The sequence below is a fragment of the Paraburkholderia sp. ZP32-5 genome (assembly GCF_021390495.1).
In the GTDB taxonomy this organism is placed as follows: Bacteria; Pseudomonadota; Gammaproteobacteria; order Burkholderiales; family Burkholderiaceae; genus Paraburkholderia.
In genome coordinates this window covers 379,363-404,749 of sequence record NZ_JAJEJP010000002.1, presented here as the reverse complement: position 1 = coordinate 404,749, position 25,387 = coordinate 379,363, and the positions used below count along the sequence as shown (strand labels likewise).

22 protein-coding genes are annotated in these 25,387 nt (G+C 61.8%); 9 read left to right on the top strand and 13 right to left on the bottom strand.

Annotated features, from left to right (window positions below):
- Positions 1-74 precede the first annotated feature (74 nt).
- Both L0U82_RS20695 and L0U82_RS20690 read left to right on the top strand, forming a co-directional pair.
- Positions 75-362, top strand: a complete 288-nt coding sequence (locus L0U82_RS20695; protein WP_233834037.1) for a hypothetical protein — start codon at positions 75-77, stop codon at positions 360-362.
- Between the two features lie 5 nt (positions 363-367).
- Entirely contained in the window at positions 368-1,138 is a 771-nt protein-coding gene (locus L0U82_RS20690; protein ID WP_233834036.1) for a PP2C family protein-serine/threonine phosphatase, read from the top strand.
- A gap of 11 nt (positions 1,139-1,149) precedes the next feature.
- Here L0U82_RS20690 and L0U82_RS20685 read toward each other — a convergent pair whose 3' ends face one another.
- The 9 genes from L0U82_RS20685 to L0U82_RS20645 form a co-directional block, all read right to left on the bottom strand.
- The gene (locus tag L0U82_RS20685) at positions 1,150-2,505 is read right to left on the bottom strand and encodes a sigma-54 interaction domain-containing protein (protein ID WP_233834035.1); all 1,356 of its coding nucleotides are present in this window, start codon (positions 2,503-2,505) and stop codon (positions 1,150-1,152) included.
- Positions 2,502-5,570: a peptidase domain-containing ABC transporter gene (locus tag L0U82_RS20680; protein WP_233834033.1), complete on the bottom strand. Its 3,069-nt coding sequence runs from the start codon at positions 5,568-5,570 to the stop codon at positions 2,502-2,504. The genes L0U82_RS20685 and L0U82_RS20680 overlap by 4 nt, the downstream gene beginning before the upstream one ends.
- A 30-nt stretch (positions 5,571-5,600) precedes the next feature.
- A complete protein-coding gene (locus L0U82_RS20675; protein ID WP_233834032.1) occupies positions 5,601-6,353 on the bottom strand; it encodes a peptidylprolyl isomerase in 753 nt (250 codons plus the stop codon).
- Between the two features lie 37 nt (positions 6,354-6,390).
- The gene (locus tag L0U82_RS20670) at positions 6,391-7,764 is read right to left on the bottom strand and encodes an HlyD family efflux transporter periplasmic adaptor subunit (protein ID WP_233834031.1); all 1,374 of its coding nucleotides are present in this window, start codon (positions 7,762-7,764) and stop codon (positions 6,391-6,393) included.
- A complete protein-coding gene (locus tag L0U82_RS20665) occupies positions 7,742-10,333 on the bottom strand; it encodes an FHA domain-containing protein (RefSeq protein WP_233834029.1) in 2,592 nt (863 codons plus the stop codon). The genes L0U82_RS20670 and L0U82_RS20665 overlap by 23 nt, the downstream gene beginning before the upstream one ends.
- Positions 10,334-10,570: 237 nt before the next feature.
- Positions 10,571-11,953 (bottom strand): efflux transporter outer membrane subunit, encoded by a 1,383-nt coding sequence (locus L0U82_RS20660; RefSeq protein WP_233837431.1) that lies wholly within the window; start codon positions 11,951-11,953, stop codon positions 10,571-10,573.
- Between the two features lie 365 nt (positions 11,954-12,318).
- Positions 12,319-12,606 carry a hypothetical protein gene (locus tag L0U82_RS20655; protein WP_233834028.1) on the bottom strand — a complete coding sequence of 96 codons (288 nt, stop codon included), beginning with the start codon at positions 12,604-12,606 and terminating at the stop codon, positions 12,319-12,321.
- Positions 12,607-12,877: 271 nt separating this feature from the next.
- Positions 12,878-13,321: a DUF4399 domain-containing protein gene (locus tag L0U82_RS20650; RefSeq protein WP_233834026.1), complete on the bottom strand. Its 444-nt coding sequence runs from the start codon at positions 13,319-13,321 to the stop codon at positions 12,878-12,880.
- Positions 13,322-13,362: 41 nt separating this feature from the next.
- Positions 13,363-13,779, bottom strand: a complete 417-nt coding sequence (locus L0U82_RS20645) for a DUF4399 domain-containing protein (RefSeq protein WP_233837430.1) — start codon at positions 13,777-13,779, stop codon at positions 13,363-13,365.
- 452 nt (positions 13,780-14,231) lie between these two features.
- On the opposite strand from L0U82_RS20645, the gene L0U82_RS20640 reads away from it, so the two are divergent.
- Complete coding sequence (locus L0U82_RS20640; RefSeq protein WP_233834024.1) at positions 14,232-16,271, top strand: SUMF1/EgtB/PvdO family nonheme iron enzyme; 2,040 nt, start codon at positions 14,232-14,234, stop codon at positions 16,269-16,271.
- Between the two features lie 126 nt (positions 16,272-16,397).
- Here the strand turns inward: L0U82_RS20640 and L0U82_RS20635 are convergent, their stop codons facing one another.
- The gene (locus L0U82_RS20635) at positions 16,398-18,608 is read right to left on the bottom strand and encodes a serine/threonine protein kinase (protein WP_233834023.1); all 2,211 of its coding nucleotides are present in this window, start codon (positions 18,606-18,608) and stop codon (positions 16,398-16,400) included.
- A gap of 442 nt (positions 18,609-19,050) precedes the next feature.
- Between L0U82_RS20635 and L0U82_RS20630 the strand changes: the two genes are divergently transcribed.
- The 6 genes from L0U82_RS20630 (at position 19,051) to L0U82_RS20605 (ending at position 22,015) form a co-directional block, all read left to right on the top strand.
- Entirely contained in the window at positions 19,051-19,320 is a 270-nt protein-coding gene (locus L0U82_RS20630; protein WP_233834021.1) for a hypothetical protein, read from the top strand.
- Between the two features lie 88 nt (positions 19,321-19,408).
- Positions 19,409-19,699, top strand: coding sequence for a hypothetical protein (locus L0U82_RS20625; RefSeq protein WP_233834020.1), 291 nt, complete (start codon positions 19,409-19,411; stop codon positions 19,697-19,699).
- Positions 19,700-19,888: 189 nt separating this feature from the next.
- Positions 19,889-20,107, top strand: a complete 219-nt coding sequence (locus tag L0U82_RS20620; protein WP_233834018.1) for a hypothetical protein — start codon at positions 19,889-19,891, stop codon at positions 20,105-20,107.
- Between the two features lie 331 nt (positions 20,108-20,438).
- The gene (locus L0U82_RS20615; protein ID WP_233834016.1) at positions 20,439-20,645 is read left to right on the top strand and encodes a hypothetical protein; all 207 of its coding nucleotides are present in this window, start codon (positions 20,439-20,441) and stop codon (positions 20,643-20,645) included.
- Positions 20,646-20,873: 228 nt separating this feature from the next.
- Entirely contained in the window at positions 20,874-21,029 is a 156-nt protein-coding gene (locus L0U82_RS20610) for a DUF3309 family protein (protein ID WP_233834015.1), read from the top strand.
- Between the two features lie 185 nt (positions 21,030-21,214).
- Positions 21,215-22,015, top strand: a complete 801-nt coding sequence (locus L0U82_RS20605) for an SDR family oxidoreductase (protein ID WP_233834013.1) — start codon at positions 21,215-21,217, stop codon at positions 22,013-22,015.
- Here the strand turns inward: L0U82_RS20605 and L0U82_RS20600 are convergent.
- The 3 genes from L0U82_RS20600 to L0U82_RS20590 are packed head-to-tail and all read right to left on the bottom strand — an operon-like array spanning position 22,012 to position 25,291.
- Positions 22,012-23,433, bottom strand: coding sequence for a four-carbon acid sugar kinase family protein (locus L0U82_RS20600; protein WP_233834011.1), 1,422 nt, complete (start codon positions 23,431-23,433; stop codon positions 22,012-22,014). The two genes, L0U82_RS20605 and L0U82_RS20600, sit on opposite strands and share 4 nt — an antisense overlap.
- A gap of 23 nt (positions 23,434-23,456) precedes the next feature.
- Complete coding sequence (locus L0U82_RS20595; RefSeq protein ID WP_233834009.1) at positions 23,457-24,755, bottom strand: ribulose-bisphosphate carboxylase large subunit family protein; 1,299 nt, start codon at positions 24,753-24,755, stop codon at positions 23,457-23,459.
- Positions 24,752-25,291: a VOC family protein gene (locus L0U82_RS20590; RefSeq protein ID WP_233834007.1), complete on the bottom strand. Its 540-nt coding sequence runs from the start codon at positions 25,289-25,291 to the stop codon at positions 24,752-24,754. The genes L0U82_RS20595 and L0U82_RS20590 overlap by 4 nt, the downstream gene beginning before the upstream one ends.
- Between the last annotated feature and the right edge of the window lie 96 nt (positions 25,292-25,387).

Genomic DNA, 25,387 nt, shown 5'->3' with positions numbered 1-25,387 from the left:
CATGGCACTTGCACCATCAGGCACAACGTCCATTTCGCCGCATGCATTGCACACGCGGCCAACCGGAGAACGACATGTCCTGCCTCACGATCAATGATCTCTCGCTGAACCTCGCGCTCGATCGCAGGGCGATGGCCGCGATTCGCGGCGGCGGTGGCGCGCCATGGGTCTATGGCTGGATTCAGCCGTATGTGCCGCAAACGCCGAGTATCGGGCCCGTCGTCAATCTGTACGAGGTGTCCAACAACTTCTATGCTAACCAGATGATCAACCAGTTCCAGTCGGTCGACGTGCGTAACTTCGGCGCGAACTCGAACCTCAACGTCTCTCCCGACGCGCGCAACCGAAACGATATGGTGTAGCCGTTGTGACCTGTGCCAGCCAATTTCGCTGGACGTCGTCCGCGCGTTCCGACGCCGGACGCGTGCGCGAAATCAACGAAGATGCCTGCCTCGACCAACCCGACGCCGGACGCTGGGCGGTCGCGGACGGCATGGGCGGTCACGCGGTCGGCGATCTCGCGAGCCGCACGGTGATCGACGCGTTGAGTCAACTGACGACACCGCGCAGCATCAGGACATTGATTGCCGATACGCGCACGCGTTTGCAACGCGCGAACCGGCAACTGCGCGACGAGGCCGCGCGCCGCCAGGTGCAGCGGATCGGCAGCACGGTCGTCGTATTGCTCGCGTGCGACCGCTTTTGCGGTTACGTGTGGGCCGGCGACAGCCGCATCTATCTGTATCGATCGGGACAATTGCGGCAACTCACGCGCGATCACAGTCAGGTCGAGCAATTGCGCTCGCTCGGCGTGATCACCGAAGAAGAAGCGCGCCATCATCCCGCGCAACACATGATTACGCGCGCGGTCGGTGCAACGGACGTGCTGGAACTCGATGAAGACGCAATCGAAGTCGCCGACGGCGACATCTTCCTGCTATGCAGCGACGGCCTCAGCAACGAATTGAGCGACGATGAAATTGCCGACGTGCTGACATCGGCACAACGCGAAAACGCCTGTGGCGAACTGGTCGAACTCGCGCTCGCGCGTGGCGGGCGCGACAACATCACCGCGGTGGTCGTCGAAGCTCAAGACCCGAATGCGTCGGAAAAGACCTTGCTGAATCCCGCGCCTTAACCGGCCATTGTTCAAACTTCGCCGTCTTCCTCGTCGCGCTCGTCCGAGCCGTTTTTCGCGGACGACGCATTGCGGTTGCGAAAATCCTTCGAATGCAGACCGTGCTTTTTCAGAAGCATCTGCAAATGCGAGCGGTTCATATCGATGCGTCGCGCCAGTTCCGCGACAGTGCCGCTCGTTTCGCGCAGCCCGCGTTCGAGAAACGCCTTTTCGGCATCGTCGCTCGCAGCACGCTTTGCATCGCTCAACGACATCAGGTTCGCGACGCTGATCGGCTGCTCGCCGCTCGCATGCGTGCCGTTCGACACCGCCGCCAGCGTGCCGGGCGCCGCGGGACGCATGTCGAGCGGCAAATGTTCGACGTCCGCCATATCGCCCGCCAGACACGAAATGCGGTACATCACGTTACGCAATTCGCGGATATTGCCTGGGTACGCATAGCTCAACAGAAAATCGCGCAAGCGTGGCGTCAATCTGACCGGGCGGCGTTTCAACGTGCCGGCCGCCTCGTCGCCGAACCACGAAATCAGCAGTGGAATTTCGTCGCGGCGCTCGCGCAGCGGCGGCAGCGTCACATGAATCACGCTGAGCCGATAGAACAGATCCTCGCGGAATTTGCCCTCTTCGCTGAGCTTGCGCAGATTGCGATTGGTCGCCGCGACGATGCGCGTATCGACGGCGATCGTTTCGTCGGAGCCGACGCGCTGAATCTCGTGTGCTTCGAGCACGCGCAGCAGCTTCACCTGACCCGCGAGCGGCAACTCGCCGATTTCGTCGAGAAAGATCGTGCCCGTATGCGCGCTTTCGAATTTACCTTTGCGATCATTCGACGCTCCGGTGAAAGCGCCCTTGCGATGCCCGAACAGCTCCGATTCGAGCAGATTGTCCGGAATCGCGCCGCAGTTCACGGAGATAAACGGCTTGTCCGCGCGCGCGCCATTCGCATGGATCACCTTGGCCATCAGCTCCTTGCCGGTGCCGCTTTCACCGTCGATCAACACCGGCAAATCGGTGGGCGCCGCTTTCTCGGCGATTTCGAGCGATTCGAGCAGACGCGGATTGTCGCCGAAGGTCCCTTCGAAAATAAAGCTGCGTTCGAGCAGTGCCTTGCGGCGCGCACCGCGCGACTGACTGGTGCTTTCTTGCGGCTCGGCCGATGTCGCCGCCTGCACGAAGCGCTCCTTGTGCGACAGCTGCATCACCTCATCGCGCAACGACGTGGCCTGCCTGAGCAGCTTGTCGATATCCGCGCGTTCGAGCCGCGACGACCAGCGCAGCGTCGAACGCAGAATCTCGATCCGCTCGATCAGCCCCGCATAGGATATTGCGGGGCTCGCTTCTTCAACCTGGTCGAGTATCTTCATCATGATGCGCTCAACTGTTTCTGCACCAGCTGGTAGTACATGCCGCCACGCTCGATCAATTCTTCGTGACGGCCCTGTTCGACGATCGCGCCTTCATACAGAACCAGAATCTTGTCCGCGCGCATGATCGTGCTGAGCCGGTGCGCGATGATCACTGCGGTGCGGCCCTTCAGAATGTCGTGCATATTGCCGAGAATATTGCTTTCCGATTGCGAATCGAGTGCCGACGTCGCTTCGTCGAATACCAGCAAACGCGGGTCGTGATACAACGCGCGCGCAATGCAAAGCCGCTGGATCTGCCCGCCCGACAGGCCGATGCCGCGCTCGCCGACAATCTGCTCGTAGCCAAGCGGCATCTTGCTGATAAAGCCGTGCGCGTCGGCCATTTTCGCGACCTCCTCGATGCGGCGCCGCTCGGGCGCATCGTCACCGCTCGCAATGTTCTCGGCAATCGTGCCGGAGAACAGCAGATTGCTCTGCATCACATAGCCGATCTGCGCGCGGAAATAGGCTTTGTCGATCACGTTGGCGTCGTAACCATCGATCGTCATCTTGCCCTCGCTCGGCTGATAGAAACCCACCAGCAGCTTCGCGAGCGTGGTCTTGCCGGACCCGCTGCGCCCGACGATCGCCACCAGTTCGCCAGGTTTGATATCGAAGCTGATGTTCTCCAGCACATAAGCCGAATCGTCCTCGCCGTAGCGAAAGTACACGCCGTTCAGGCTGATTTCGCCTTGCAGCTCCGGCAGCATCACGCGCGACGGTAGGTCTTGCGGCCGCTGCTCCGGCTCGATATCGAGCACGTCGCCGAGCCGTTCCATCGCCACGCCCGCGTCGTTCAGCATGCTCCACAAACCGACCAGCCCCATCAGCGGGCTCAATACACTGCCCATGAATGCATTGAATGCGATCAATTGGCCGATCGTCAATTCGCGCGCCAGCACCAGATTCGCACCGACCCACAGAATCGCAATCGTCGTCGCCGCATTGAGCAACTGGCTGCCGAAGCCGACGAGAATATTGAACGCATGCGCGCGATACTGCACCTCCAGCGCCTTCGCGTACTTCTTCTCCCAGCGCAAGCGCACCGGCCGCTCGATGCCCATACCCTTGACGGTCTCGACACCTGACAATGCTTCCATCAGAAACGACTTCGCCTCGGTCGACGCGGTGAACACTTCACGCGCATAAGCCTTGATTTTCGGTGTCGCGACCAGCGTCAGCGCCATGATCGGAATCACGAAAGCGATCAGCACGAGCGTCATCTTCACGTTGTAGACGAACATGATCGTGAAGTAGATGAAGATCATCAGCAGATTCAGCGCAGTGGTGACTGTCGATTCGGTCAGGAACGCGCGGATCGTCTGGTTTTCCTGGAAGCGCGCGAAGATGTCGCCGGTCTTGCGCTTGGCAAAGAAAGAAAACGGCAACGACAACGTATGCTTGAAGAACTGCGACATCATCGCGAAGTCCATGTTGCGCACCATGAAGTTCGCCAGATACGCGCGAATCGTCGACATCAATTGCGTAAACACGTTCGAGATGATCAGCCCGCCGATCAGCAGATGCAGCAGGCTGACGTTCTGATGCACGATCACGCCATCCAGAATGTTCTGGATGATCAATGGCGGAATCACACCCAGCACTTGAATCACGAAAGTCGCGAGAAACAGGTGCCCGAGTATTTTCCGGTACGGCTTCAGATAGCCGACGAAGCGTATCCACGGCGAGCGCGCGGCGGACATCTGCAACAGATGCGCGCCGCCGGTAAACAACAGACAGGTGCCGCTCCAGCCGCGCTCGAAATCCTCGACCGCGAGCTTTCTGAAGCCGAGCGCCGGGTCCGCGACCCACACATAGTCTTTCGACAGGCCATACACGATCACGTAGTGATAGCCTTCCCAATGCACGATAAACGGCAGATCGAAGCCGCGCAGCGAATCGAACGTGCATTGCACGCCACGCGTCGTGAAGCCGAGCGATTCGCCCGCGCGCGCGAGGCTATCGAGCGTCGCGCCTTGCGTCGTCACGTTCGCGAGTTCGCGCAGTTTGCCGAGCGTCATCGGAATGCCGTAGTGGCGGCAAATCATCGCGAGGCAGGCGGCGCCGCAATCCATCTCTTCGGCTTGCTCGACGAGCGCAAAACGCTTGATGATCTTTTCGCCGAGTTCCGGTTTGCTCTGCAGGTCGAGCATCAGCGGCAGCTTGCGCCGTTGCTCCAGCCGCTTTTGCCGCTGCAATTCCCGATCGCCGTAGCGAATGCGTTCGTCGAGTACTTCGCGCAGTTTCGGGTTGCGTTCGAGAATGAAATGAACCGTACGCTCGGGGATCACCAGCAGCCGTGTGTCGATCGTTGCGACGACCGAGGCCATTTGCTCCTGGCGCATCAGGCAAGCCTTTTCGCCGAATATTTCGCCTTCGCCGAGCGTCGCGAGCGTGTAGTCGCGCCCATCGTCATGGCGAACGATGCGCACCGCGCCTTGCCGCACCACATAGAGCCGCCTGTCGTCGCGGCCGTCCTGCTTCAGAATCTCCTTGCCGGCGGCCACGCGCTTGACGCCGACACTGCGCACGTATTCTTCCAGTTCCGCCTTATTCAACTTGCCGCGCAGATCGAATAGCTGCGCGACGAAGCCGCCCGCCGAATTGATCGCGACATAACTCGCGACGAAGGCCAGCGCGGCCTGATTGGCCGCCATCACCGGTTCGATCGACGCGCGCGGAATAAATAGCAGCTCGGTTTTCGCCGACGCCCGCACCGACGCTTCGTGGATATACGTGCGCAACATCGCGATATCGGCAAAGATCTCGCCGGACTTGCGCACGCCCATGCTGGTTTCCTTACCGTGTTCCTCGGTAAAGATACGCACGGACCCCGAGCGGATTACGTACAGACCATCGGCCACGTCGCCCGTCGAGCAGACCGTTTCGCCGAACGAATAGAAGCGCGCCTGCGCAAATTCGGCAAGGCGCTCGATCTCTTCGCGCGAGAACGGCGACAGAATTTCCACCGACGCGAGAAAGTCGGCGGTGGAAGGCGCGGAGGGGGCGGTCTGCGGAGCGTCCATAGATCAGCGGTTTCCGGTTCGACGAGCGCGTCAACGCGCTTCGATCACATGCTCCTGCGCGCGCGCAATCAGCCAGCCTTCGCGCAGCAGACGGCGGATCTCGGTCGACACATCCGCATCGAGCGAGGCCGGATACTTGGCCGTCACCGCGAAGATCTCGAAGCATGAGCGATCGGCCGACGGAAACGGCCCGAGCAGATCGCCGACCGCCGCGTTGAAGATCTTCGCCTCGATATCGGGCTTCAGCGAACCGCGCAGTACCTTGCCGATTACGCCGCCCGACTCGCGCGTATCGGCAATCGAATGCTCGCGCGCCATCTCGGCGAAACTGTCGGGATCGTCGCGCAGATACGAAATCATTTCCTTCGCCTTGCCCTCGCTGTCGAGCACGATATGGCTAACCTCGATCGCATCGAACTTCGGCGAATTCAGCGCGAAATAATCGCGAATCGCGGTGTCGTTGCCGATCTCGTCGAGCATCTTCTCCTGATAGAGCCCATCGGTAATGAACACCTCGAACTCGTCGAGGCTCACATGCAGCGCGTCGAGATAGTGATTCATATCCGCCGCGCGATGCAGTCCGCGCACGCGGCGAAACTGGTCGGCGCGCTGCTGGATCTCGTCGGCACTGACGGCAACGCCCTGCTTTTTCGCCGCATGCACGGTGAGCTTGTCGCGCACGATCTGCTCGATCAGGCTCTCGAACTGGCCGGTCAATTTCAGCAGTCGAATGAACTCGTCCACGTCCACGACCTCGTCATCGATACGCACTATCGCGGTCATTTCATCCGCTCCTTTGATTGATATGTAATGGGCGCGCTCAACCCGCTACCTGTCTGAACGGATCGAGACCGAGATCGATCAGGCGCCGCTCGCGCACCACGATTTCCGCATTGGCCGTCATGCCGTAACGCAATGGATAGCGCGTGCCGGCCACCTCGTAATAGTCCTTGTCGAGCACCACGCGGCCCTCGTAGACCGGCTGCTTGTCCTGCAGCGACGGCTTGGTCGCCGGCGAGATATAAGCCAGCGTGCCGCTGATGAGCCCATAGCGCTGATACGGAAAGGCGCTGAACTTCATCTTGACAGCCAGGCCCTCGTGCAAAAAGGCGCGGTCGTGCTCGGCGATTTCGATCTTCAGCACGGGCCGCGCATCTTTCGGCGCAATACCGCCAAGCGGCGCGTTCGCCTGAATCTTGTCGCCGCGCTGCGTCGACGTCACATCGGTAATGACGCCGGAGACGGGCGCGAGAATCAGCAGGAAATTGTCTTTATCGATGTTCTCGAAACGGATGCGCGCAGCGGCATCGGCTTCGAGTCGCGCGCTTTGCAGTTGCACGCGCAATTTATCTTCCGCATCGGTGATATCGCGCACGGCCGAGTCGTATTGCAGTTGCAGATCGGTACTTTGCTGGCCGCTGGTGGCGAGTTGCGCATTGGCCTGCGCGTATTCATGACTCAAGCGGAAATCGAGTTCCGCAAGCTTCGACTGCGCGACACGGTACGCGTTATCCGCTTCGAGCGCGGCTGTGCGTTTCTGCTCGACCTGCAATTCGGCAATGCCGCCGCCGCCCGGCTGCGCGAACAGCCGCGAATAGCGGTCGAGTTCCTGGCGCGCCGCTTCGCGCGCGCGGCGCGCATTGTCGAGCGTGCTGCGCGCTTCGTCGAATTCGGCCTTCTGTCCTTCGGCGAGCTTCGTCGTGCCCTCGGAAATGCGGTTCTCGTGCAGGCGCTCCTCGACATCGAGCTGTGCTTTCAGCGAAGCGGCCTTACGTTCCATCAATGCCTTTTTCTCGGGAAACTGCTTCCATTCACGCTCGGCGTCTTCAAGCTTGACCTGCGCCTGCAACGCATTGCTCGCCGCCTCGATCGCGCCGCGCGCATTGAGCCGCGCCAGCACGTCGCCCTTCGACACCGGCTGGCCTTCGGCGATATACAGATCCGCGAGTTCGCCGTCGATCGGCGCGTAGATGCGCCGCACTTCCGATTCCGGCGACAGCGTGCCGGGCGCGCTGACGATCACATCCGCGCGGCCGACGAACGACCACAACAAGCCCGCCACCACGAGCGCGACCATTGCCCAGATCAGCGCGCGCGCAATCCGCACCGGTTCCGAGGTCAGAATCGCAATGCCTTCGACGCTGTGATCTTCCAGCGCCTCCGACAATGGCCTAGGGTGAGGGTCGCGTTTCACTCTGGTCGCCTCCAATCAACGCGAGCTTCGCTTTCAGCAGCCCGGGGTCGAGCACCATCCGCAACTCGCTCAGCGAGCGGCGCTGCAAACTGGCTTCGGCATCGATATCCGCGAGCAGGCGGTCGAACTCGGCCGGATGATCGGCCTTCAGTTGCGTATAGATGCGCATGCCTTGCCGCGCCGCCGTTTGCGCATCGGAAAGCAGCCGCGCCTCGCTGCGAAAGCCCGGTGAGATACCGGCTTCGAGCCGCTGCGTGCCACCAATCGGGCCATTCGCGCGGTACTCCTTCCACAGGCTCTGCGCGCGCGTCAGCAGTTCCTGCGCACGCGCGATCGCCTTATCGTGCAGCGCCGCGACATCCTTCTGGATCGATTGCGCAAACCACGCGTCCGTTTGCGGATCGAGGCTCGCATAGAACGACAGCAGACGCTGGTCGTAATCCTTGCTGCCGCGCGTCTTCTGCAGATCGGCGTACTGATCGGACAAAGCCTTCTTGCGCGCGGCCTCGGCTTCGAGCACATCGGACCACGGGCTCGCCGGCATCGACTGCAAACCGGCCAGCGCCTGTTGCGTATCGCCGCGCTGCCAGGCGGCGTCGACCGCGTTCTGGCGTGCGACGATTTCCGCGGACGGCAGACGCGTGGCCGCCAGTTGCTGGTATTGCGCCTGAAACGGCGGAGTGCTGAAGCGCGCGGTCTTCATCATCGCGAGCAACGACGTCAACTGGCGGCTCAGTGCCGCGTTCAGCAGCGCGGTGTATTCGCGCAAATCCTCGCGCACTCGGTCGAGACCGGCGAGGCGCGGATAACGCTGCGCGTAATCGTCGAGTACCGCCGGCAATGCGTCCGGCTTGTCGCGCGCGAGTTCGGTGCGGATTACGCCATTCAACCGATCAATCGCGGCGACATACACCGAGTCGTCGCTTTCGAGCTTGCGCAAATGACTGAGTGCGTGCGCATAGGGCTCCGCAAAGGTGGGCACGTAGCCCGCAATCCGATCGAGCGCGCGTTGATGGCTTCTTGCATCGTCATCCCAGCGCTGCAGCAGACCATTGATTGTCGATTCGTCCGCGTACATGCGGATCGGTGCGTCGACGCCGCCGCGCGCCGCGACAAAACGTTCGAGATCGCCGACCCACTGCAGTTCACCGACCAACGACGTTGCATCGGCATTGTTCGTACTTGCCGTTTTCATGTCCTTGAGCTGCGCATCGGCATCGTCGAACTGCGCTTTTTCCAATGCATTGATCCAGCCCGGAAGTTTCGCTTTCAACAGGGCTTCGCTCGCAAGCGCGCGAATTTTCGTATCCGCGGGGTGGGTCGCCAGATAGCCGCGCGCCACCGTCACCGCGCTCGTGTAGTCGCCATTGGCAAGCAGGTTCTTCAATTCGCGCTCCGACGAGCCGCGCAGATAAAGCGTCACGCCAAGCGCGGCCACGACGACGACAGCCACGCCGCTCCATGCCGCGATACGGCGCACGTTCGTGCGTTCGCCATCCGCGAGTGCATTGCGCAGTTCGCCAGCCACGAGGCGCCAGCGGCGCGGTTTGCTCTTAGCGGCGCCTTTACCCGTTGCTGCATCGGCATGGTGCGCACCGTTCGCGCTTTTCGTGCCCTGCGCGCCATTCGCCCTGACGCCGGCTGCGTCGCGTTTCGCCTGCGCGGACGCCGGCTGCGCCGCCTCGTTCACTTCGTCGTCGCGCTGCAGTGCCGGATCGACGCAGAAGATATCGAGGAACGAATGCGCGGCGCCAACGAAGGTGGTCTTGTCGGCATCGACGGCACTGTCGGCGGCGGGGTTCAGGGCAAGCTGGGTCACGGTGGGTTCGACATCGGCGGACTTCTGTAGCGACACCCTGTAGACGAAGTGATCGCCGCCAAATGCAACGACGTCGCCCTCGACGAGCGGCAGCGCCGATTCGTCGAGTCGCTTGCCGTTCACGAAGGTGCCGTTCGTGCTGCCGAGATCTTCGACATACAACTCGCCGCCCTTCAGAAACAGATGCGCGTGACGCCGCGAAATATAGTTGACCTGGTGCGGATAGCGCTCTTTGTAGCGCGCGAAAACGTCGTCGGTCTTGCTGACGAGAAACGGAAACGCCAGCACGTCGATCGGCTGCAAACCGAGATCGTCGCGCTGCGGCACGAGCGAAAGTTGAGGTAGTGCACCCGCACCTGCACTCGCGACGATACGCGCGCGCGGTTCGATATTGACGCGATAGCACAGCTCGCCGCCAAAGCACAGTTCGTCGCCTGCACGCACTCGCGCGGGGATTTGGCGTACCGCAATGCCATTGACTGTGGTGCCGTTCTTGCTGCCGAGGTCGGCCACATACACCGCGCCATGCTCGGTAAAAACACGCGCATGCCGGCGCGACAGACTCGCGGTCCATTGCGGCGGGTAATCGTTGAATGGGGCTTCGCTGCGGCCAATGGCGAAGAGTTCGTCGACGATGCGAATGGCGTCGAGCGTCGGACGTTGCGCACACGCAACCGGCGACAACACCACGTCGAAGGCAGCGTCCACTGTCGCGCGTATTTCAGCAATCGAAGCTTCGCCGGCGGCCATTTTTATCTGGAACACGAAGCGTTAACCCGCGGCAAAAGCGCGGCGGAAACAGGACGAGAAACTACGGCGCAACGACGTTGTAATGAAGAGCCGCGCGAACGCTGACCCTTAAGGGATTGTAAGTCACGCATGACGGGTGTCAATTTCCATATTGTCTGTTGAGAACCGCATTGATGCGTCATCAGCAGCCGAAATATCCGCGTTGCACGCCAGCTTGCGGATTAGCTCAATACTTCGTTACTTATCTTTGACCTGCGCCTGCACGTCGACACTCGGCCAACCGCCGCCAAGCGCCTTATAAAGCAGTACGGTATCCGACAGAATTTCCTGATGATTCTCGAGCAGCGTTTGCTGCGCTTCGAGCAGGGTCCGCTCGTCTTCGAAGACTTCCAGCTGCGACACCACGCCAAGCCGCAATTGCGACTGGATCTGATCGGCGACGATTTGCAGGCGCGCGACCTGTTGCAGCAATTCCTCGCGCTGCGCCTTGTGCGCGCTCAGATTGACCAGCGCGTTTTCCACTTCCTCGAACGCACCCATCACCGTCACGCGGTACTGCTGCTCGGCGACTGTCGATTGGGCCTGTGTCACTTTCACATGCGCTCGCGTGCTCGGATCGAGCAGCGGAATGTTGATGCTCGGCATCAAGCCGAACGTGAACGACTTCAGCAGATTGTTCAGCGCGAAACTCGCGGTGCCGCCGTGCGCGGTCAGGCCAATGGTCGGCAATTGCGCGAGCTTCGCCTGACCGACGAGGTCATAGGCCTCCAGCACGCGGAATTCAGCGGCAACGATATCGGGGCGCCGCGCGAGTAATTGCGCGGGCAAACCGTCCGGTACATCCGGCAGCTTCACGCGATCCTGCAGATGCCCTTCCGGCATCTGGAAGTCGCCGGCCGGCACGCCGAGCAGCGTGCACAGCGCGTTATTGGCGACCGCGCGCGAGCGGCGCAACTCGTAAAGGTCGTGAGTCAGTCGGTTGATTTCCGCCTGCTGGCGCAGTACCTGCGTTTGCGGCACGAGGCCGTTGCGGGCCTGGCCCTGGTAGATCGTCAGGATCTGCTGATTCGTGCCGAGCGTCTTTTGCTGCTGCACGATCTGATCGTCGAATTGCAGGATCTGGAAATAGGTACTGGACACGTTCGCGACCAGTTCGAGATAGCCGGCGCGCCAATCTGCCTCGCTCGCATGGAATTCCGCCTTTTGCGCCTGCACGCCTTTTTCGACTTTGCCCCAGATGTCGATGTCCCAGTTGACCTGCGCGGCAAGGTTGTACGTCTTGGCAAGCGGCACGCCGCTGGTCTTTTCGAAGTCGGCGCCAGCGCCGAGATCCATCGTCGGCAGCGCGCCCGCTTTTGCTTCGGTTATCTGCGTGCCCGCGACCTGGATCCGCGCGGCCAGTACCCGGATATCGAAGTTGCCCGCTATCGCCTTGTCGATCAGCGTGTCCAGATACGGATCCTGGAAGCCTTTCCACCAGTCGGCCTGGATCGTTTCCGTGGCCGATACCGGCGCGCCCTTGTGGTCGGACCATGACGTCTTCGCCGGCGTGTCGGGACGCTGGTAGGCCGGCATGCTCACATCGACGCACGCGCACAGCGAAACCGCGCAGGCCGCCATCACGCAAACGCCGCGCAGCGTGCGAAGAACGCTGCGGCGATGCGGCGAAACGGGCGCTGCGACATAGGTCGCGACAGACGGCACAGACAACGAATCGAGCGACGAGCCGGGCAATGAAGCGAGCAACGCTGACACGATGGTCTCCGGTGGCACTTCGTTTCCGCCAGGAAAATGCTGTATCGGGCCGAGCCTCGCCCGCGCGGCGTCGTCTGCGAAGCTGCGGAAAAGTCGGCGCGGGGATCAGGCGGAAATCGGGCGAAAGCGCGAAGGGTGCGTGGAAAGGACGATTAAACAGGCGATCTTTTTGAGTCGTTCGCCACAGCGGGATGCGCGCGCGCCGGTGGTCGGCGCGCGCGTCGCTTCGCTCAGCGCATGACGATGTTGTTGCTCGACTGCACTTGCGGATCGATTTCGGTCGTCGTGCCCGTCATGAGTGCGGAGTTGTTGCCGTTCGCGCTCTGGATGTTCATCGTCGTGCTGATCAGTTGCGTCGCGTTGACGGTCTTGCTGTTGTTCGGCGCATACACCGGCGCGAAGCTGTAATACGACGACGACATCGGATAGTAATAGCCGTTGCCGCCGCGCACGGCGCTCATCGCCTTGCCGTCGAGTTCCGCGGTGTTGGACAGGTCCTTGATCATCAGCGTGTTCATGGTAAATCTCCTGGAAGGGGGAAAGCGCATCGGGTTGCGTTGGGATTCGAGCAACTTGTCTGCTCGGGCGCTACTGATGCATGGCCCATGCCAGGATTGGCGGCCTCGTTCAATCGATTGCATGAACACGCCGTGGATAAAGGACCTCGACGAGCGGCGCGTAATGCCGCGGCAGTAACAAGCGGGGAATGGAAGAACGCGAATGGTGGATTGCAGCCAACAGCGAATACTGAATTGTTGGCTGCATGGTGACAGTACTTCGCGCGCGCGTTCAGCGCGCAATCACGGTGATCTTCTTCGAGTACACCGGCGGGTTGTGCGGGATATGCATGTCGTCGCCCATCAGCAGTTGCAGCGTGTGCTTGCCGGGCGGCAATTGAATCATCGTTTCCGTTTCGCCCGCGCCGAAATGTAGATGCTGGCGATCCGATGGAATCTCCTGGTCCATCGGCGGCAAATCGGTGTCGATCAGAAGATGGTGGTGGCCGGTATTCGGGTATTTGACGCCTTTCGGCGCGACACCCATGAATCGCAGCCCAAACCATACGCGAAAGGGCTTATTGGCGGGTACGACCTGGCCATCGTTCGGATAACCGATATAGGCATAGGCGCCGGGAGGCGCCGGTGTGGTACCGGCCAGCGCCGCTTCGGGCACCGCCCAGACCGCCAATGCCGCGCAAGTACTCAGCACCGCGGCCGCAATGATCTTGTACATGAGGTCTCTCCGTTCCTGACGCACACGAGCCAATGGCCGCGCTAGTTCTTGAGCACGGTGATGGTGATCTTCTTCGAATACACGGGCGGCACGTGCGGCACGTGATTGTGATCGCCAAGAATCAGTTGCAGCGTGTGCTTGCCGGGCGGCAACTCGATGCGCGCATCGGTTTCGCCGGCGCCGAAATGCAGATGCTGGCGATCCGATGGAATCTCCTGATCGAGCGGCGGCAAATCCGTGTCGATCAGCAGATGATGGTGCCCGGTATTCGGAATCGCGACGCCTTTCGGGCACACGCCCATATTGCGCAGCCCCATGCGCACCCACAGCTTGCCGCCGTGAATCACCGCGCCGTCCGACGGCCAGATGATGTACTCCTCGGCGCCCGGCGGCGATGGCGTCTGTTCCGCGCGTGCGGCATCGGTTGGCGCGAGGCTCGCCAATGCCACGACGAACATCGCGCAGAAAACCGCTCGCAACGCATTCGGATGCGTTGTCGCCGAACGATATCCGCTGAGAAAAAGGGCAACACGGGTTCTTCTTCGCATAGCGCACTCTCCCGAAGAGGAGTCATGGCTGGCCCGGCTACGAATGTCCTTCCGGGTCCTCGAGCGGCATGTCGCAGACTCGAATGACCGGACTGCCGCCTTGTTAAAACGACCGTGCGGTGTGACTTTGTGAATCAGCTTAGGACGTAACTTGCCAAAAAGATACGCAATGCTCGTTAACCGTATGACGCATCGACGGTAGCCGCGCCGTTATCAGGCAAAGCGCGTGCTATCGTTATTGAAAGGATGCGGGTCAATGGCCAATAGCGGCATCGAGAGCCGTTCCGCAGTACTTTGCGAATAACGCGGGCGGCGCAGTCCTCGAATGCCTGAATTCTGTCCGGTACAAACAGGATATGAAGATGTGGCGAAAATTCCTGCTGATGTGCATGGTTGGCGCGATCCAGCTGCAATGGGGCAGCGCCGATGCCGCAACGCAGCGTGAAAGCATCGAGCCGCGGGCGAGTACTTTGGCAAGTATCGCGCCGGCAAACGGGGATATGCGTCAGCGGCGCATTGCACTCGTAATCGGTAACGGCGCGTACGGCAATGCCAATGACGCACTTCGAAACAACGCGCCGCGCGATGCCGAAGCAATGCGCGATACGCTGCGGGCTCGCGGTTTCGACGTCATCGCTCGTATCAATGCGACACCCCGGCAAATGCGCGAAGCGATCGACGAGTTCCGGCGGCGTTTGCAAGCAGGCCAACAACACGGGATAAGCCAGACGGCGCTGCTCTATTTCGCCGGACACGGGCTGCAAATCGGCCAGCAAACACTGCTGATTCCGGCGGGGGTCGATGTACGAGCTGATGCACACGCGGCCGCAACGCTGATCGATAGCGGCGTCGATCTTAATACGGTATTGCTCGCGATGCAATCCGCTCACGCCAGCGGCGCCAATCTCGTGATTCTCGATACCTGTCTGAACAATCCATTTACATCAGATGCGACGGCCACCAGTACTTCGGCATTGCCTGCTAACACCGTGATTGCTTATGCAACCGCGCCGGGTGGCTTCGCGGCGGACGGATTGCATCATGGCGTCTATACCGATGCCCTGCTGCACGCGCTGCAACAAACGTCGCAGCCACCGCCGGAAGTGCTGTTTCAACGTGTCGCCGCCGAGGTTCGCGAGGTAACGGGTGGCATGCAGCGACCGTGGATCGCAGCCGCGCCCTCTTCCCTGGCTGGAGCGAATGAACCACCCGTCACGGTATCGTCGACCGCGCCCAACAATTCCATCACGCTGCGTAGCCGCGGCATCCTGCCCCAAGACAGTACCGAGCAATACGAAATCACGTTCTGGAATTCGATCAAGGACAGCAACTACCCCGGCGATTACGAGGCTTATCTGAAGGCCTATCCGAATGGCCGCTTCGCCACGCTTGCACATGCGCGTATCGATCGATTGCGCGCGACGGCCGCGTCGAGTCCGGCCGTTAGTGCGGCACCGATGGCGCCACCGGCGTCACCCAGCTCGCAAAGCAGCGGCCGTATTACACCCGCGACACCCGCAACGCCCGCACCACCAGCCGCTCATCCAGCCGCGCAGGCGAGTGCTCCGGCTCAGCCATCCGCGCGCGCCACGCCGGCTCCATCCACTCCGGCGCCGGCGCCAACTGCAACGACCGCAACGACGGCCACGCCGCTCGCGCAAAAGACCGTCGCGCATCCGCCCACCGCCGGTGAAATCCGCGACTGCGCGGCCTGCCCGATCATGATCGCGGTGCCGGCCGGCTCATTCGTGATGGGCAGCAATACCGACGATCCTTCCGAAAAGCCGGTCCATCACGTGAACATCGGCTCGCCGTTCGCGATCGGCAAATACCCGGTGACGGTCGAGCAATGGAATGCGTGCGTGGCGGCGAATGCTTGCCAGAAGCTCACGCCCGAGAGCAATACCAACAAGGCAGCCCCGGCGCGCGATCTCAGTTGGGACGACGCGCAGCAATACGTCAAATGGCTGTCCAAAACGACCGGCAAGCCATACCGCCTGCCAACCGAGGCCGAATGGGAATACGCGGATCGCGGCGGCACCACCACCGCGTACTGGTGGGGTGAACAGATGCGCAAAGGCACCGCCAATTGCAAGGATTGCGGCGACCCATGGCACAAGGAAGGACCGGAAAGCGTCGGCTCGTTCACGCCGAACCCACTCGGCTTGCACGATATGAACGGCGGCGTGTGGGAATGGACCGCCGACTGCTGGCACAACTCCTACCAGGGCGCGCCCGCCGATGGCCACGCATGGGACAGCCCCGGTTGCGACATGCGCGTGATTCGCGGCGGCTCATGGCGCGAAGGCGGCAACTACATGCTGAGCGCGACGCGCTTCAAATACAGCTCGGGCGTACGGCAATCTCAGGACGGCTTCCGCGTCGTGAAGGATCTGCGCTGAGGGTGAGGCCGTGTGCATCGCGCCGCGAATCGATTCGGGGGCTTTCGGTCGCGGCTATTAGCGGCGTCGTGCTATGGATCGATTCATCGGCTTACGCTTCAACGCTGCCAGCTCAGCGTTCAGCACTCAGGGTGAACGCGGCCGCGTCGTGATCGGCGCGAAATCCGCGACGATATGCTCCTGCCCATACTTGCCGCCGATCTGCGTGAGCCGCGTGTCGAGCGCACGCAGATAATCGGCGCGCGCTTCGCTTTCCGGGCGCGGCTTGTCGAATAGCTGCACCGGCGTAATCAGCAATACCACCATTTCCGAGCCGAACGGTTTCGAAATGATCCAGTCACCCGCGCTGCCGATCGTCGCCGAGTAGTTCGGCGGCGCCTGATTGTCCTTCATGCGCGGGCTCGGCACCATATGCACGACGCTGCCGTCGAGCTGGTAGTAATCGACGTTCACGTACGAGTCGAAGCCCGGCGTACTCAGATCGACGACGAGTGAATCGCCCTCGGTCAACAGGCCGCTCGGCGGCCGCACGTGCAGCGACGCGGCACGCCCCGTTTGCCAGTTACGCACCCAGTACGGCGCCAACGTCCTGACCGCATCGCATTTGTCGTCGGCAAGCGGCTGCACGTCGAGCGCGACCGTATCGACACCCGGCGCAGCGGCCAGCGTGTCTTTCAGATGCGCCGCGCCATAACGCTGCGAGACGAAACCGCGCACCGTCAGCGCGTGATCCTGCACGCTGGCCGACAGCGCCGAACAGGGCACCTGCGCGAGCACGGGTGTGATCGCGGCGAGCGTCAGCGCGGGTTTGGGCGCTGGTTTTGGCACGGGCCTCTGCTCGACCGGCGGCTGGGTTGCGATCGCGCTAGCGCCGCTGTTGCTACCGCTGTTACCGCCATTCGCGGCCGACTCGTTCGCCACCGTAGAAGGCGCACGCGCCCCCGGCGAAGTCGTTGATGGCACCAATGCCGAGGCACCGCCCGCGCGATCCACCTGATCGGCCTGCGTCTGCGGGTTAGCCGCGCCGTTGCGTACCTCGTTGTGGCGGCTCGGTCCCGAGCGCAGCGCAAACACTCCAACCGCCGCCGCGCACACCACGGCCAAACCCGCGAGGCCCACCTTCGCGAGCGCACCGGACTTCTCCGCGCGCGCTTCATTGTCGAACTCGGCGATAAAGCGCGTGACGCTCGGCATCCGCGTATTGCGATCGAACGACAACGCAGCGCGCAGCGCACGCCACTGTTTGGAATCGAGATTCGGCGGACGCTGCGGTTTGAAATCGGCATTACGCGCCTGCGTCGCGGACAGACGATCGAACGGATGATGGCCGGTCAGCAGCTCATACGTAATGCAGCCGAGCGCATAGATATCGTCGCGCGGATCCGGTTCGCGATGCTCGATCATTTCCGGGCTCGCATACGCGGGCGTCAATGCGCCGAGGCTGCCCGGGTCGAATACCGTCGCGTCGCTTTCCTCTTCGGGCCGCTGGAATACGCGCGCAATGCCGAAATCGATCACCTTCACTTCGGCATTGGTCGTCAGGAACACATTGGCCGGTTTGAAATCGCAATGGACGAAACCGCGTTCATGCGCGTACGCGAGAGCCGCGCACATGCCGCGCACGATCGGCAGCGCGGCGCGCACCGGCATACCCTGATAGCCGGGCGTGCGCAGCAACTGGCTAAGCGGCTTGCCGCTCAGGTACTCCATCGTCAGATAGACGATCGGCCCATCGCGATCGAAGTCGTACACCGTGATGATGTTGCGATGCGCGAGCACCTGCGCCTTGCGCGCCTCTCGCTGCAACGCGACCAGCGAATTCGGATTTCCGCGAAACTGGACGTTGAGCACCTTGATCGCGAGATATGGCTTGCGATCCGATGCTTCGAGCTTGCGCAGATCGAGCGCCTTATAGACGGTGCCCATACCGCCGACGCCGAGGCACTCTTCGAGCACGAAGCGGTTGTTCAGCGTATCGCCGATGCCTTTGATTGGATCGTGCGCGGCGGCGCCAGCGGAAGTACCCGAAGCACTCGACGCCCCCACGCTACCCGCACTCGACGAGCGCAGCGACGGAATCTCCACCGTCGTCTGGATACCGGTTTCTTCTCCGCCCGCGGCCACGTTCGACACACGCAACAACTCGATGCGCCGCCGTACTTCCAGATAGAGATCTTCCGGCAACGGCGCCTGACGTTGCGCGGTGCCAAGCATCTCCAGCAGCTGCGTCGACCCGAGTTGCTCGGTTCTCAACGCGCTGTCGAGTTGAGCAACGAACTCGTCTCGCGACAGCTCGCCACTCTGGAAGTCGTGAATCACACGCGCAAGGCTAGCCATTTGTGCGAAGCACCGCCGTTGCCGCTGGGCCATGTCGCATGCGACGGGAGCCACGCGGGTCGATAGAGAACCTGTCGTAACCAGTTACATGTGCCGATTCGATACTAGCTCCCGGTCTGAGCTTTCGCAAACCGGACAAACCAGACAAAACACAAACGAACGACGCGCCGAAATTCTTCCATCGCATGCTGGTGTCGTGGAGGAACCAACAGGGCCCACCCGTGTGTCGGACGGCCACCATCGCCCTCGGCCTCATAGAGCCCACCGGCACCCTGGTCGACAACATCGAGCCCAACGCAAAGCCCTTATACGACGCGGCTTTGCCGACTTTCTCAGGATCCTTGAATAAAACTGGCACAGCCTGTGCATTAGTGATGTCCGAGCAAACAAGTTGCTCACAACCACTCGCAACACTGCGAAACTTTCTTTCAGGAGACTCACCATGAAAACGCTGATGATCAAAGACCTCGCCGTCACCGAACAACTCGACAGCAAGGCAATGCGCGCCGTGCGCGGCGGCTTCGGCCCGAGCCTGTACTACAACTTCAGCCCGGTCACTGCCACGAACAACAGCAAGACCGTCACCGCGACGCAGCTGATCAGCAACGAACTGAACTTCCAGAACGCCAACGGCAACAACGTTGCGCTCGCTGCCGGCATCACCTCGTCGTTCGATCCGTCGGTCAAGTCGGACAACAACATCCACATGTAATGTGTGACGCGGCGAGGCACCCGCTACCGCGGGCCGCTTCGCCGCGCGCCGTTCATGTCCGCTTTCCATGCTTTTCTGGAGAAACGCCATGTCATCCCTCATGATTCGCGACCTGCCCGGCGCCCGCGAGCTCGACCGCCGAGCCATGTCCGCGCTGGCCGGCGGCACCGGCAGCAGCGTGCCCGGCATGCCTTCGGGCGGCCTCGGCAGTCTTGCCGGTATCGCCAACATCAACGTCACGGTGAACCAGAACCTGGTTCAGCAGCAATACGTGAACGTCGCGGCATTCAACGACGTTCATATCAACGGCGCGGGCGCCGTGCCGTTCAAGCTGAGTGTCGATCCGTCGTTGTTCGCTACCAACTACGCTGCCGTGTGATCGCATGCAGCAGCGCGGGAACGGGGGTTCCTCCCGTGCCGCGGCCATGTCGCCACCACGCAAGCCGCAAACGGATTTCCTATACTTATACTGATAGTGCGCTGAGACCTCGATATGCCGAACCACATGCAGGCGCGGCGGCCGGAACCTGACCAGGTCCGGCCGCCCGATTGCTTTTATGGAGCCGCCATGGCCAAGCTCAAAATCAACGATCTGACCGAGAACGTCGAACTGGACCGTGAGGCGATGGCCGCGATCGTCGGTGGCGCGCGCGTCGGTGCGCACTCGACTATCGCCGCGCCACTGGTGCCGGTCGGAACGCGAGTCGTCGAATATCCGCCGGGATTCCCGGCCGCGCATCAGCGTATCGGCGAGACAGCCCTGCAACGCAAACAGAAGCGTCGCTAGTACCGCTGCTAGATCGGACGCTTCACGGTACGCTCGAATCGCGCGTGCCGTATTCTTTTGCATCGGCTTTTGCGGGCTTTGATTCGTGCAAAACGCCGGTGCAATCCCACCATTCCCACGCGATACGTGAGGCTCGCGCGAACACTTCGCGGTGAGCTCGCTTGCGTTTCCCTCGTGCGATATCCATGCGCTCACGGCGATCCCCGTCTGGACGCGCGCCTCAGCCAGTAGGCGATTTTGCTCACCACGTCCACGCACATTGGCATAGGCCTTGCAGAAATCGATGCGGGCGCCGCACCCTGCTCGCCTTTTCACGTCAAGGAGAAATGCCATGAAAGCCACTGTCATCATCAAAGACCTGCCACGTCGCGACGGCGACGCGTCCCGCGAAAAAACCCTGAGCGTCGAGCAGATGAAGACGCTGCACGGCGGCCGTTCCGTCGTCGTCACCGTGGACGGCAATAGCACCGGCCATGTCGACGATTGGGAAATCAACACCGCGATCTTCGAAGGCCGCATCAGCGGGACCTATCTATAGGACGCGCGACGTGTCCGCAATTGGAAAAACGGCACCCTGCTTACGTTTCGCGCGTACGCCGCGTGCCGTTCCAACTAGCTGAAGACTCCGCGTGCGGCACCGATGCACGAGGCAATCCGGCAATGCGCCGGCCTCAGGCATAGCGTTTGCTCGATAGGGATATCCCTGCGGCCTTGCATGGCCGTGCCGGGAAGGCAGGTCCTTATCAACCAGGCGGGAGGTCATAACATGTTAGGAACCATTCTTCTGATTGTGCTGATTCTGCTACTTATCGGCGCCTTTCCAGCATGGCCGCATAGCCGCTCGTGGGGCTATGGTCCTACCGGCGGAGTCGGCGTCATCGTCGTCGTGGTGATCGTATTGCTGATCGCCGGCGTGATATAGCGGGGGTGATACGGCGAGGTGATATAAGTTACTCAAGTCACACCGCAATTTCAGACGGGCCGCCGTGTACAAGCGCGCAATGCGACGCGCCGGTACGCGACGGCCTCGTCGTTTCTTCGCCTCTTCATCGTTGTTTCATTGTTCAAGCGCAATTCTTCTGCTGTCGGATCTCACCGGAGCATGTAATGGAAAAATTGCTCGCCAATCAGGTGGCGTTGATTACGGGCGCGAGTTCGGGAATCGGCTATGGCGTCGCGCAGGCACTCGCAAACGCGGGCGCGGCCGTTGTGCTGAATTACCACTCGCACGCAGAATCGGCGCAACAGCTCGCGAGCGAGATCGAAAAGGCGGGAGGCTCCGCGCTTGCAATTCAAGCCGATGTTTCGGATTCCACTCAGGTAGCCGATATGTTCGATGCAAGCCGCGCGCGCTTCGGTGGAGTCGATATCGTGATCGCGAATGCCGGCTTGCAGAAAGACAGTGCATTCGCGGATATGACGCTCGACGATTGGCAACTGGTTCTGTCGACCAATCTGACTGGTCAGTTCCTCACCTGCCAGGCCGCGGTCAGGGAATTCCGCCGGCGCGGCGCGACGCCCGTTTCCAAAGCACTCGGCAAGATCATTTGCATCAGTTCGGTTCACGAGCTGATTCCGTGGGCCGGGCACGTCAATTACGCGGCATCAAAAGGCGGTATCCGGATGATGATGCAGTCGCTCGCGCAAGAAGTTGCGCCCGAGCGTATCCGCGTTAATTCGATTGCACCGGGCGCAATCCGCACGCCGATCAACAAGGATGCATGGGATTCGCAGCAAGCGCTCGACAAGCTGCTGCAATTGATTCCGTATGGCCGTATCGGCAACGTGGACGATATCGGCAAAGCCGCCGTTTGGCTCGCATCGGACGAAAGCGACTATGTGGTGGGCACGACGCTATTCGTCGATGGCGGAATGACGCTTTATCCGGGCTTTGCCGGTAATGGCTAAGTACTTTGTTCAGCAGCGCAGCCGTCGATCAATTGCTCGAACAGATCCGCGTCGCCCATTTGACCGCCCTTCAGCATGATCTCCATGCCGTCGAGTTCCGCGCGGTCGGAATGCAGGCGGCACATCGTGACGCCAGCCGACAGCGGCGCCAGATAGGACAGTCCCCACGCATCGAGCGCACGCACGGCAATACTCGACGTATCGCCGCCCGCAATACCGATACGTTGCAATCGCACCTTGTCTAGCACCTGTTGCAGCAGCGCCGCGCATGCATGCGCGAGTTGCGATTGCGCAGCGCTGTCGTTACTGGAATGTGTGGTGCTTTCGCCGGTCGCCACCGCGGTCACCACGCGCCGTGCGGTAAATGCCAGCACATTGCGTCCGTCGCGCAACGGCCCCGTAATCGCGGCGACACGATCCGCCAGATAGGCCGACGCCGAATCACCCGTCATTCGCAGTGGATCCAGTTCCACACGCAAATACGAGTGCGCGGACTCGATCTGCACCTCGGTCACCGGCGACAGGCTGCCGGCCATCACGAATACCGGACCCCGCGCGCGCGCCAACGGCGTGGCCGCCTCGTTTGGCGTTACCACTTCCACTCGCGTTTCGCATGCCAATGCATATGCCTGCGCGACACTGCTCGCGCCAATCGCGAGCAATGGCGCCGACTGCGCGGCATAACGCACGATGATCCTGCCGATCGCCTGCAGGTGCGTATCGTCGAGTACGTCGAATAGCAACGCGTCCGGCTTCGCAGCGAGCTTGCGCCGCACTTCGGTTTGCAACGCGATATCGTCCGTCGCATAGCTGCGCCAGTCGATCGACTGCACATGCTCGACGCCTTGTCGTTGCAAATGCACGCGCAGATCCGCTTCGTTCATCGGCGTGACGGGATGGCGGCTCATCGTCGGATGGCGGTCTATCCGGTAGATCGCGTGTTGTCCATCGTGTGCGCCGGCCGCCGCGAATAGCTGGCCGAACACGCAATAGCGCCGCAAATTCGGTTGACCGCCGACGATCGCAACGAGTTCGTTCGCACAGTACTCGCGCAGCGTGCGAATCGCGACACCGATACTGCCGGTATGAGGCGCGCTATCGAACGTCGAACAGACCTTGTAGTGGATCACACGCACGCCGAGCGCGGCGAACGCAGCGCCGACGCGCACGAGTTCCTGCTGCTGCGCAGCCGGCGCCATCGTTCGCGCGGCGCCTGCAACGCCGAGTGCGTCGAGCCGACCCAGCATCGCAAGACGCGCTGCATCGGGCGGCGCGAACAACAGCATCGTGCGCAGACCCGCGCGCGCAAGATGCGCGAGCGTATCGGTCGCACCGGTGAAGTCGTCGCCATAGAACGCGTAGGCTGGACCTCCGCGGTGCGCTTCAGACAAGTCGTGTGAGCCGTGTGTTTCTATCATCTTGTCGCGGTCTCGAAGCGCACTCACGCGCGAGCGCCGAAAAACTGCAACGCGTGCCGCAGTTCGGTCATATTCTCCGCGTAGGTCGCGAGCGGCACGCCGGCCTGCACCGCCGCCCAGGCCTGGCGCACGCTCGCGACGCCCGCCGCTGGGCCATCGGGATGAGCAAGAATGCCGCCGCCGCACATGAACAGCAGATCGTTCGACTGCACTGCGTCGTACGTCGCTTGCGCGGTGCCCGCCCATTGCCCCGACGAAAACGCGGGCAGCACGCTGTCGTAGTAGCCAGGCGCGAGCGGCTCCGCACAATCGCGCGCGGACTCGATCACCTCGGCGTCGCTCTGCGCGAACTTGCCTGCGAGACCATGCACGTGCATATGGTCGACACCGGCGAGCCGCCACAGTGTTTGATACGCCTGAAACGACATGCCGAGCGCCGGGTCGCGCGACATCATCCCGTAGCCATTGCGATGCGCGTGCAGCACCAGCGGTGTAGAGCGACGCAGCGACTGGATCGCGGAGAAGCCGCACCAGTTGATGCTCGCCATTACGCAACTGCCGCCTTCATGCTCGACGAGATCCGCATGCGCGCGCATCGAATCGAGATCGTCGGTGATGTTGAACGCGACCATCACAGGCCGGCCGCTGCGTTCGCGATACGCGCGCACTTCGGCCATCACCGCGCGCACGCGCTCGCCAAGCGGCGCATGCACGGGGTTCGCGCAGACCTCGTCGTCCTTGATGAAATCGACACCGGCCTCGCACAGATCGCGCACCAGCGCCGCCGTTTCCGTCGCGCTCAGGCCGACGTTCGGCTTGATGATCGTACCGATCATCGGCCGGCCGCTGACCTGCGTCAGCGCGCGCGTGCCCGCCACGCCATGGCGCGGCAATTCGAAATGCGCGCGATACGCGGGCGGCAAACGCACCGACAGCAGACGCATGCCGGTGACTTCGCCAAGGTCGTACAGATTGCCGGCCACCGTCGCGGCGAGCGTCGGCAGATTCACGCCGATATTGGCGATCGGAAACGCCAGCGTGATGCGCGCGCGCCGCCACGGTCCCGGCGTGCGCTGGCGCGTGAGCCACGCGCTGTGCAGCGACGGCTGCCCGACCGGTTCGAGTTCCTCGACGCGCACCACGCTCGCGCGGCTGCGCGCTCGCAGCGCGTCGGATTCGTTAGCCACCCGTACGAACGTGCCGCTCGATTGCTCGCCGGCCATCACCTCGGCGACGCGCGCCGGGTCGAGCGGCGTTTCGATCAGATAGTCGGCTTCGAGCATGTCGATCTCCATCTGCCGCACTGCATGAACGGTACTCATAGCGTGCTCAGGTCCGGAAAGGGCCGCACCGGCTCGCGGCCGTTCCAGTCGCGCGAGGCCGCGTAGATCATGTCGAACAGTTTGCCCTTCGGCCCGGCGACTTCCGACAACTCGATCACGGTGCCCGGATGATCTTCGGTATCGAAGTAGACGAAGCGGCCGTTGCGCCCTACCTCGCCGCTCATCGCCACCTTGAAGCCCTGCTCTTGCAGACGCGCGAGATCCGCATCGAACGACGTCGTCCAGTACGCGTTGTGCTGCAAACCGGTGTTGCCCGCGGCGAGAAAGTCGCGATACATCGACGGCGCGTCGTTGCGCGTCTGGATCAGTTCGACCTGCAACGGTCCCGAATTCGCGAGCGCGACCGAATTGTGCACTTCATAGCGTTGCCCGCGATACGTATAGTTTTCGATCGGCACGCGTTCGTTATAAAACCACGGGCCCACGCCGAGCACACGGCTCCAGTAGTCCATCGCGGCTTCGATATCGCGCACCACGTAGCCTGCCTGACGGATTTCGCCAAAGAAACGACTCATGAAACTCTCCCGTTGCTGCGGGTTTTTAAGGACGAGCGACGCCCTGGCGCTGCGCGAACACAGCACCCGAATGCCGCAAATTAAAAGAACATCAGG

Excerpts from the sequence above, each read along its gene's own strand:
- L0U82_RS20695 (WP_233834037.1), top strand. The coding sequence starts at position 75 with ATGTCCTGCCTCACGATCAATGATCTCTCGCTGAACCTCGCGCTCGAT.
- L0U82_RS20685 (WP_233834035.1), bottom strand. The coding sequence starts at position 2,505 with ATGATGAAGATACTCGACCAGGTTGAAGAAGCGAGCCCCGCAATATCC.
- L0U82_RS20680 (WP_233834033.1), bottom strand. The coding sequence starts at position 5,570 with ATGGACGCTCCGCAGACCGCCCCCTCCGCGCCTTCCACCGCCGACTTT.
- L0U82_RS20675 (WP_233834032.1), bottom strand. The coding sequence starts at position 6,353 with ATGACCGCGATAGTGCGTATCGATGACGAGGTCGTGGACGTGGACGAG.
- L0U82_RS20665 (WP_233834029.1), bottom strand. The coding sequence starts at position 10,333 with ATGGCCGCCGGCGAAGCTTCGATTGCTGAAATACGCGCGACAGTGGAC.
- L0U82_RS20660 (WP_233837431.1), bottom strand. The coding sequence starts at position 11,953 with ATGGCGGCCTGCGCGGTTTCGCTGTGCGCGTGCGTCGATGTGAGCATG.
- L0U82_RS20655 (WP_233834028.1), bottom strand. The coding sequence starts at position 12,606 with ATGAACACGCTGATGATCAAGGACCTGTCCAACACCGCGGAACTCGAC.
- L0U82_RS20650 (WP_233834026.1), bottom strand. The coding sequence starts at position 13,321 with ATGTACAAGATCATTGCGGCCGCGGTGCTGAGTACTTGCGCGGCATTG.
- L0U82_RS20645 (WP_233837430.1), bottom strand. The coding sequence starts at position 13,779 with ATGTTCGTCGTGGCATTGGCGAGCCTCGCGCCAACCGATGCCGCACGC.
- L0U82_RS20640 (WP_233834024.1), top strand. The coding sequence starts at position 14,232 with ATGTGGCGAAAATTCCTGCTGATGTGCATGGTTGGCGCGATCCAGCTG.
- L0U82_RS20635 (WP_233834023.1), bottom strand. The coding sequence starts at position 18,608 with ATGGCTAGCCTTGCGCGTGTGATTCACGACTTCCAGAGTGGCGAGCTG.
- L0U82_RS20630 (WP_233834021.1), top strand. The coding sequence starts at position 19,051 with ATGAAAACGCTGATGATCAAAGACCTCGCCGTCACCGAACAACTCGAC.
- L0U82_RS20625 (WP_233834020.1), top strand. The coding sequence starts at position 19,409 with ATGTCATCCCTCATGATTCGCGACCTGCCCGGCGCCCGCGAGCTCGAC.
- L0U82_RS20620 (WP_233834018.1), top strand. The coding sequence starts at position 19,889 with ATGGCCAAGCTCAAAATCAACGATCTGACCGAGAACGTCGAACTGGAC.
- L0U82_RS20615 (WP_233834016.1), top strand. The coding sequence starts at position 20,439 with ATGAAAGCCACTGTCATCATCAAAGACCTGCCACGTCGCGACGGCGAC.
- L0U82_RS20610 (WP_233834015.1), top strand. The coding sequence starts at position 20,874 with ATGTTAGGAACCATTCTTCTGATTGTGCTGATTCTGCTACTTATCGGC.
- L0U82_RS20605 (WP_233834013.1), top strand. The coding sequence starts at position 21,215 with ATGGAAAAATTGCTCGCCAATCAGGTGGCGTTGATTACGGGCGCGAGT.
- L0U82_RS20600 (WP_233834011.1), bottom strand. The coding sequence starts at position 23,433 with ATGATAGAAACACACGGCTCACACGACTTGTCTGAAGCGCACCGCGGA.
- L0U82_RS20595 (WP_233834009.1), bottom strand. The coding sequence starts at position 24,755 with ATGAGTACCGTTCATGCAGTGCGGCAGATGGAGATCGACATGCTCGAA.
- L0U82_RS20590 (WP_233834007.1), bottom strand. The coding sequence starts at position 25,291 with ATGAGTCGTTTCTTTGGCGAAATCCGTCAGGCAGGCTACGTGGTGCGC.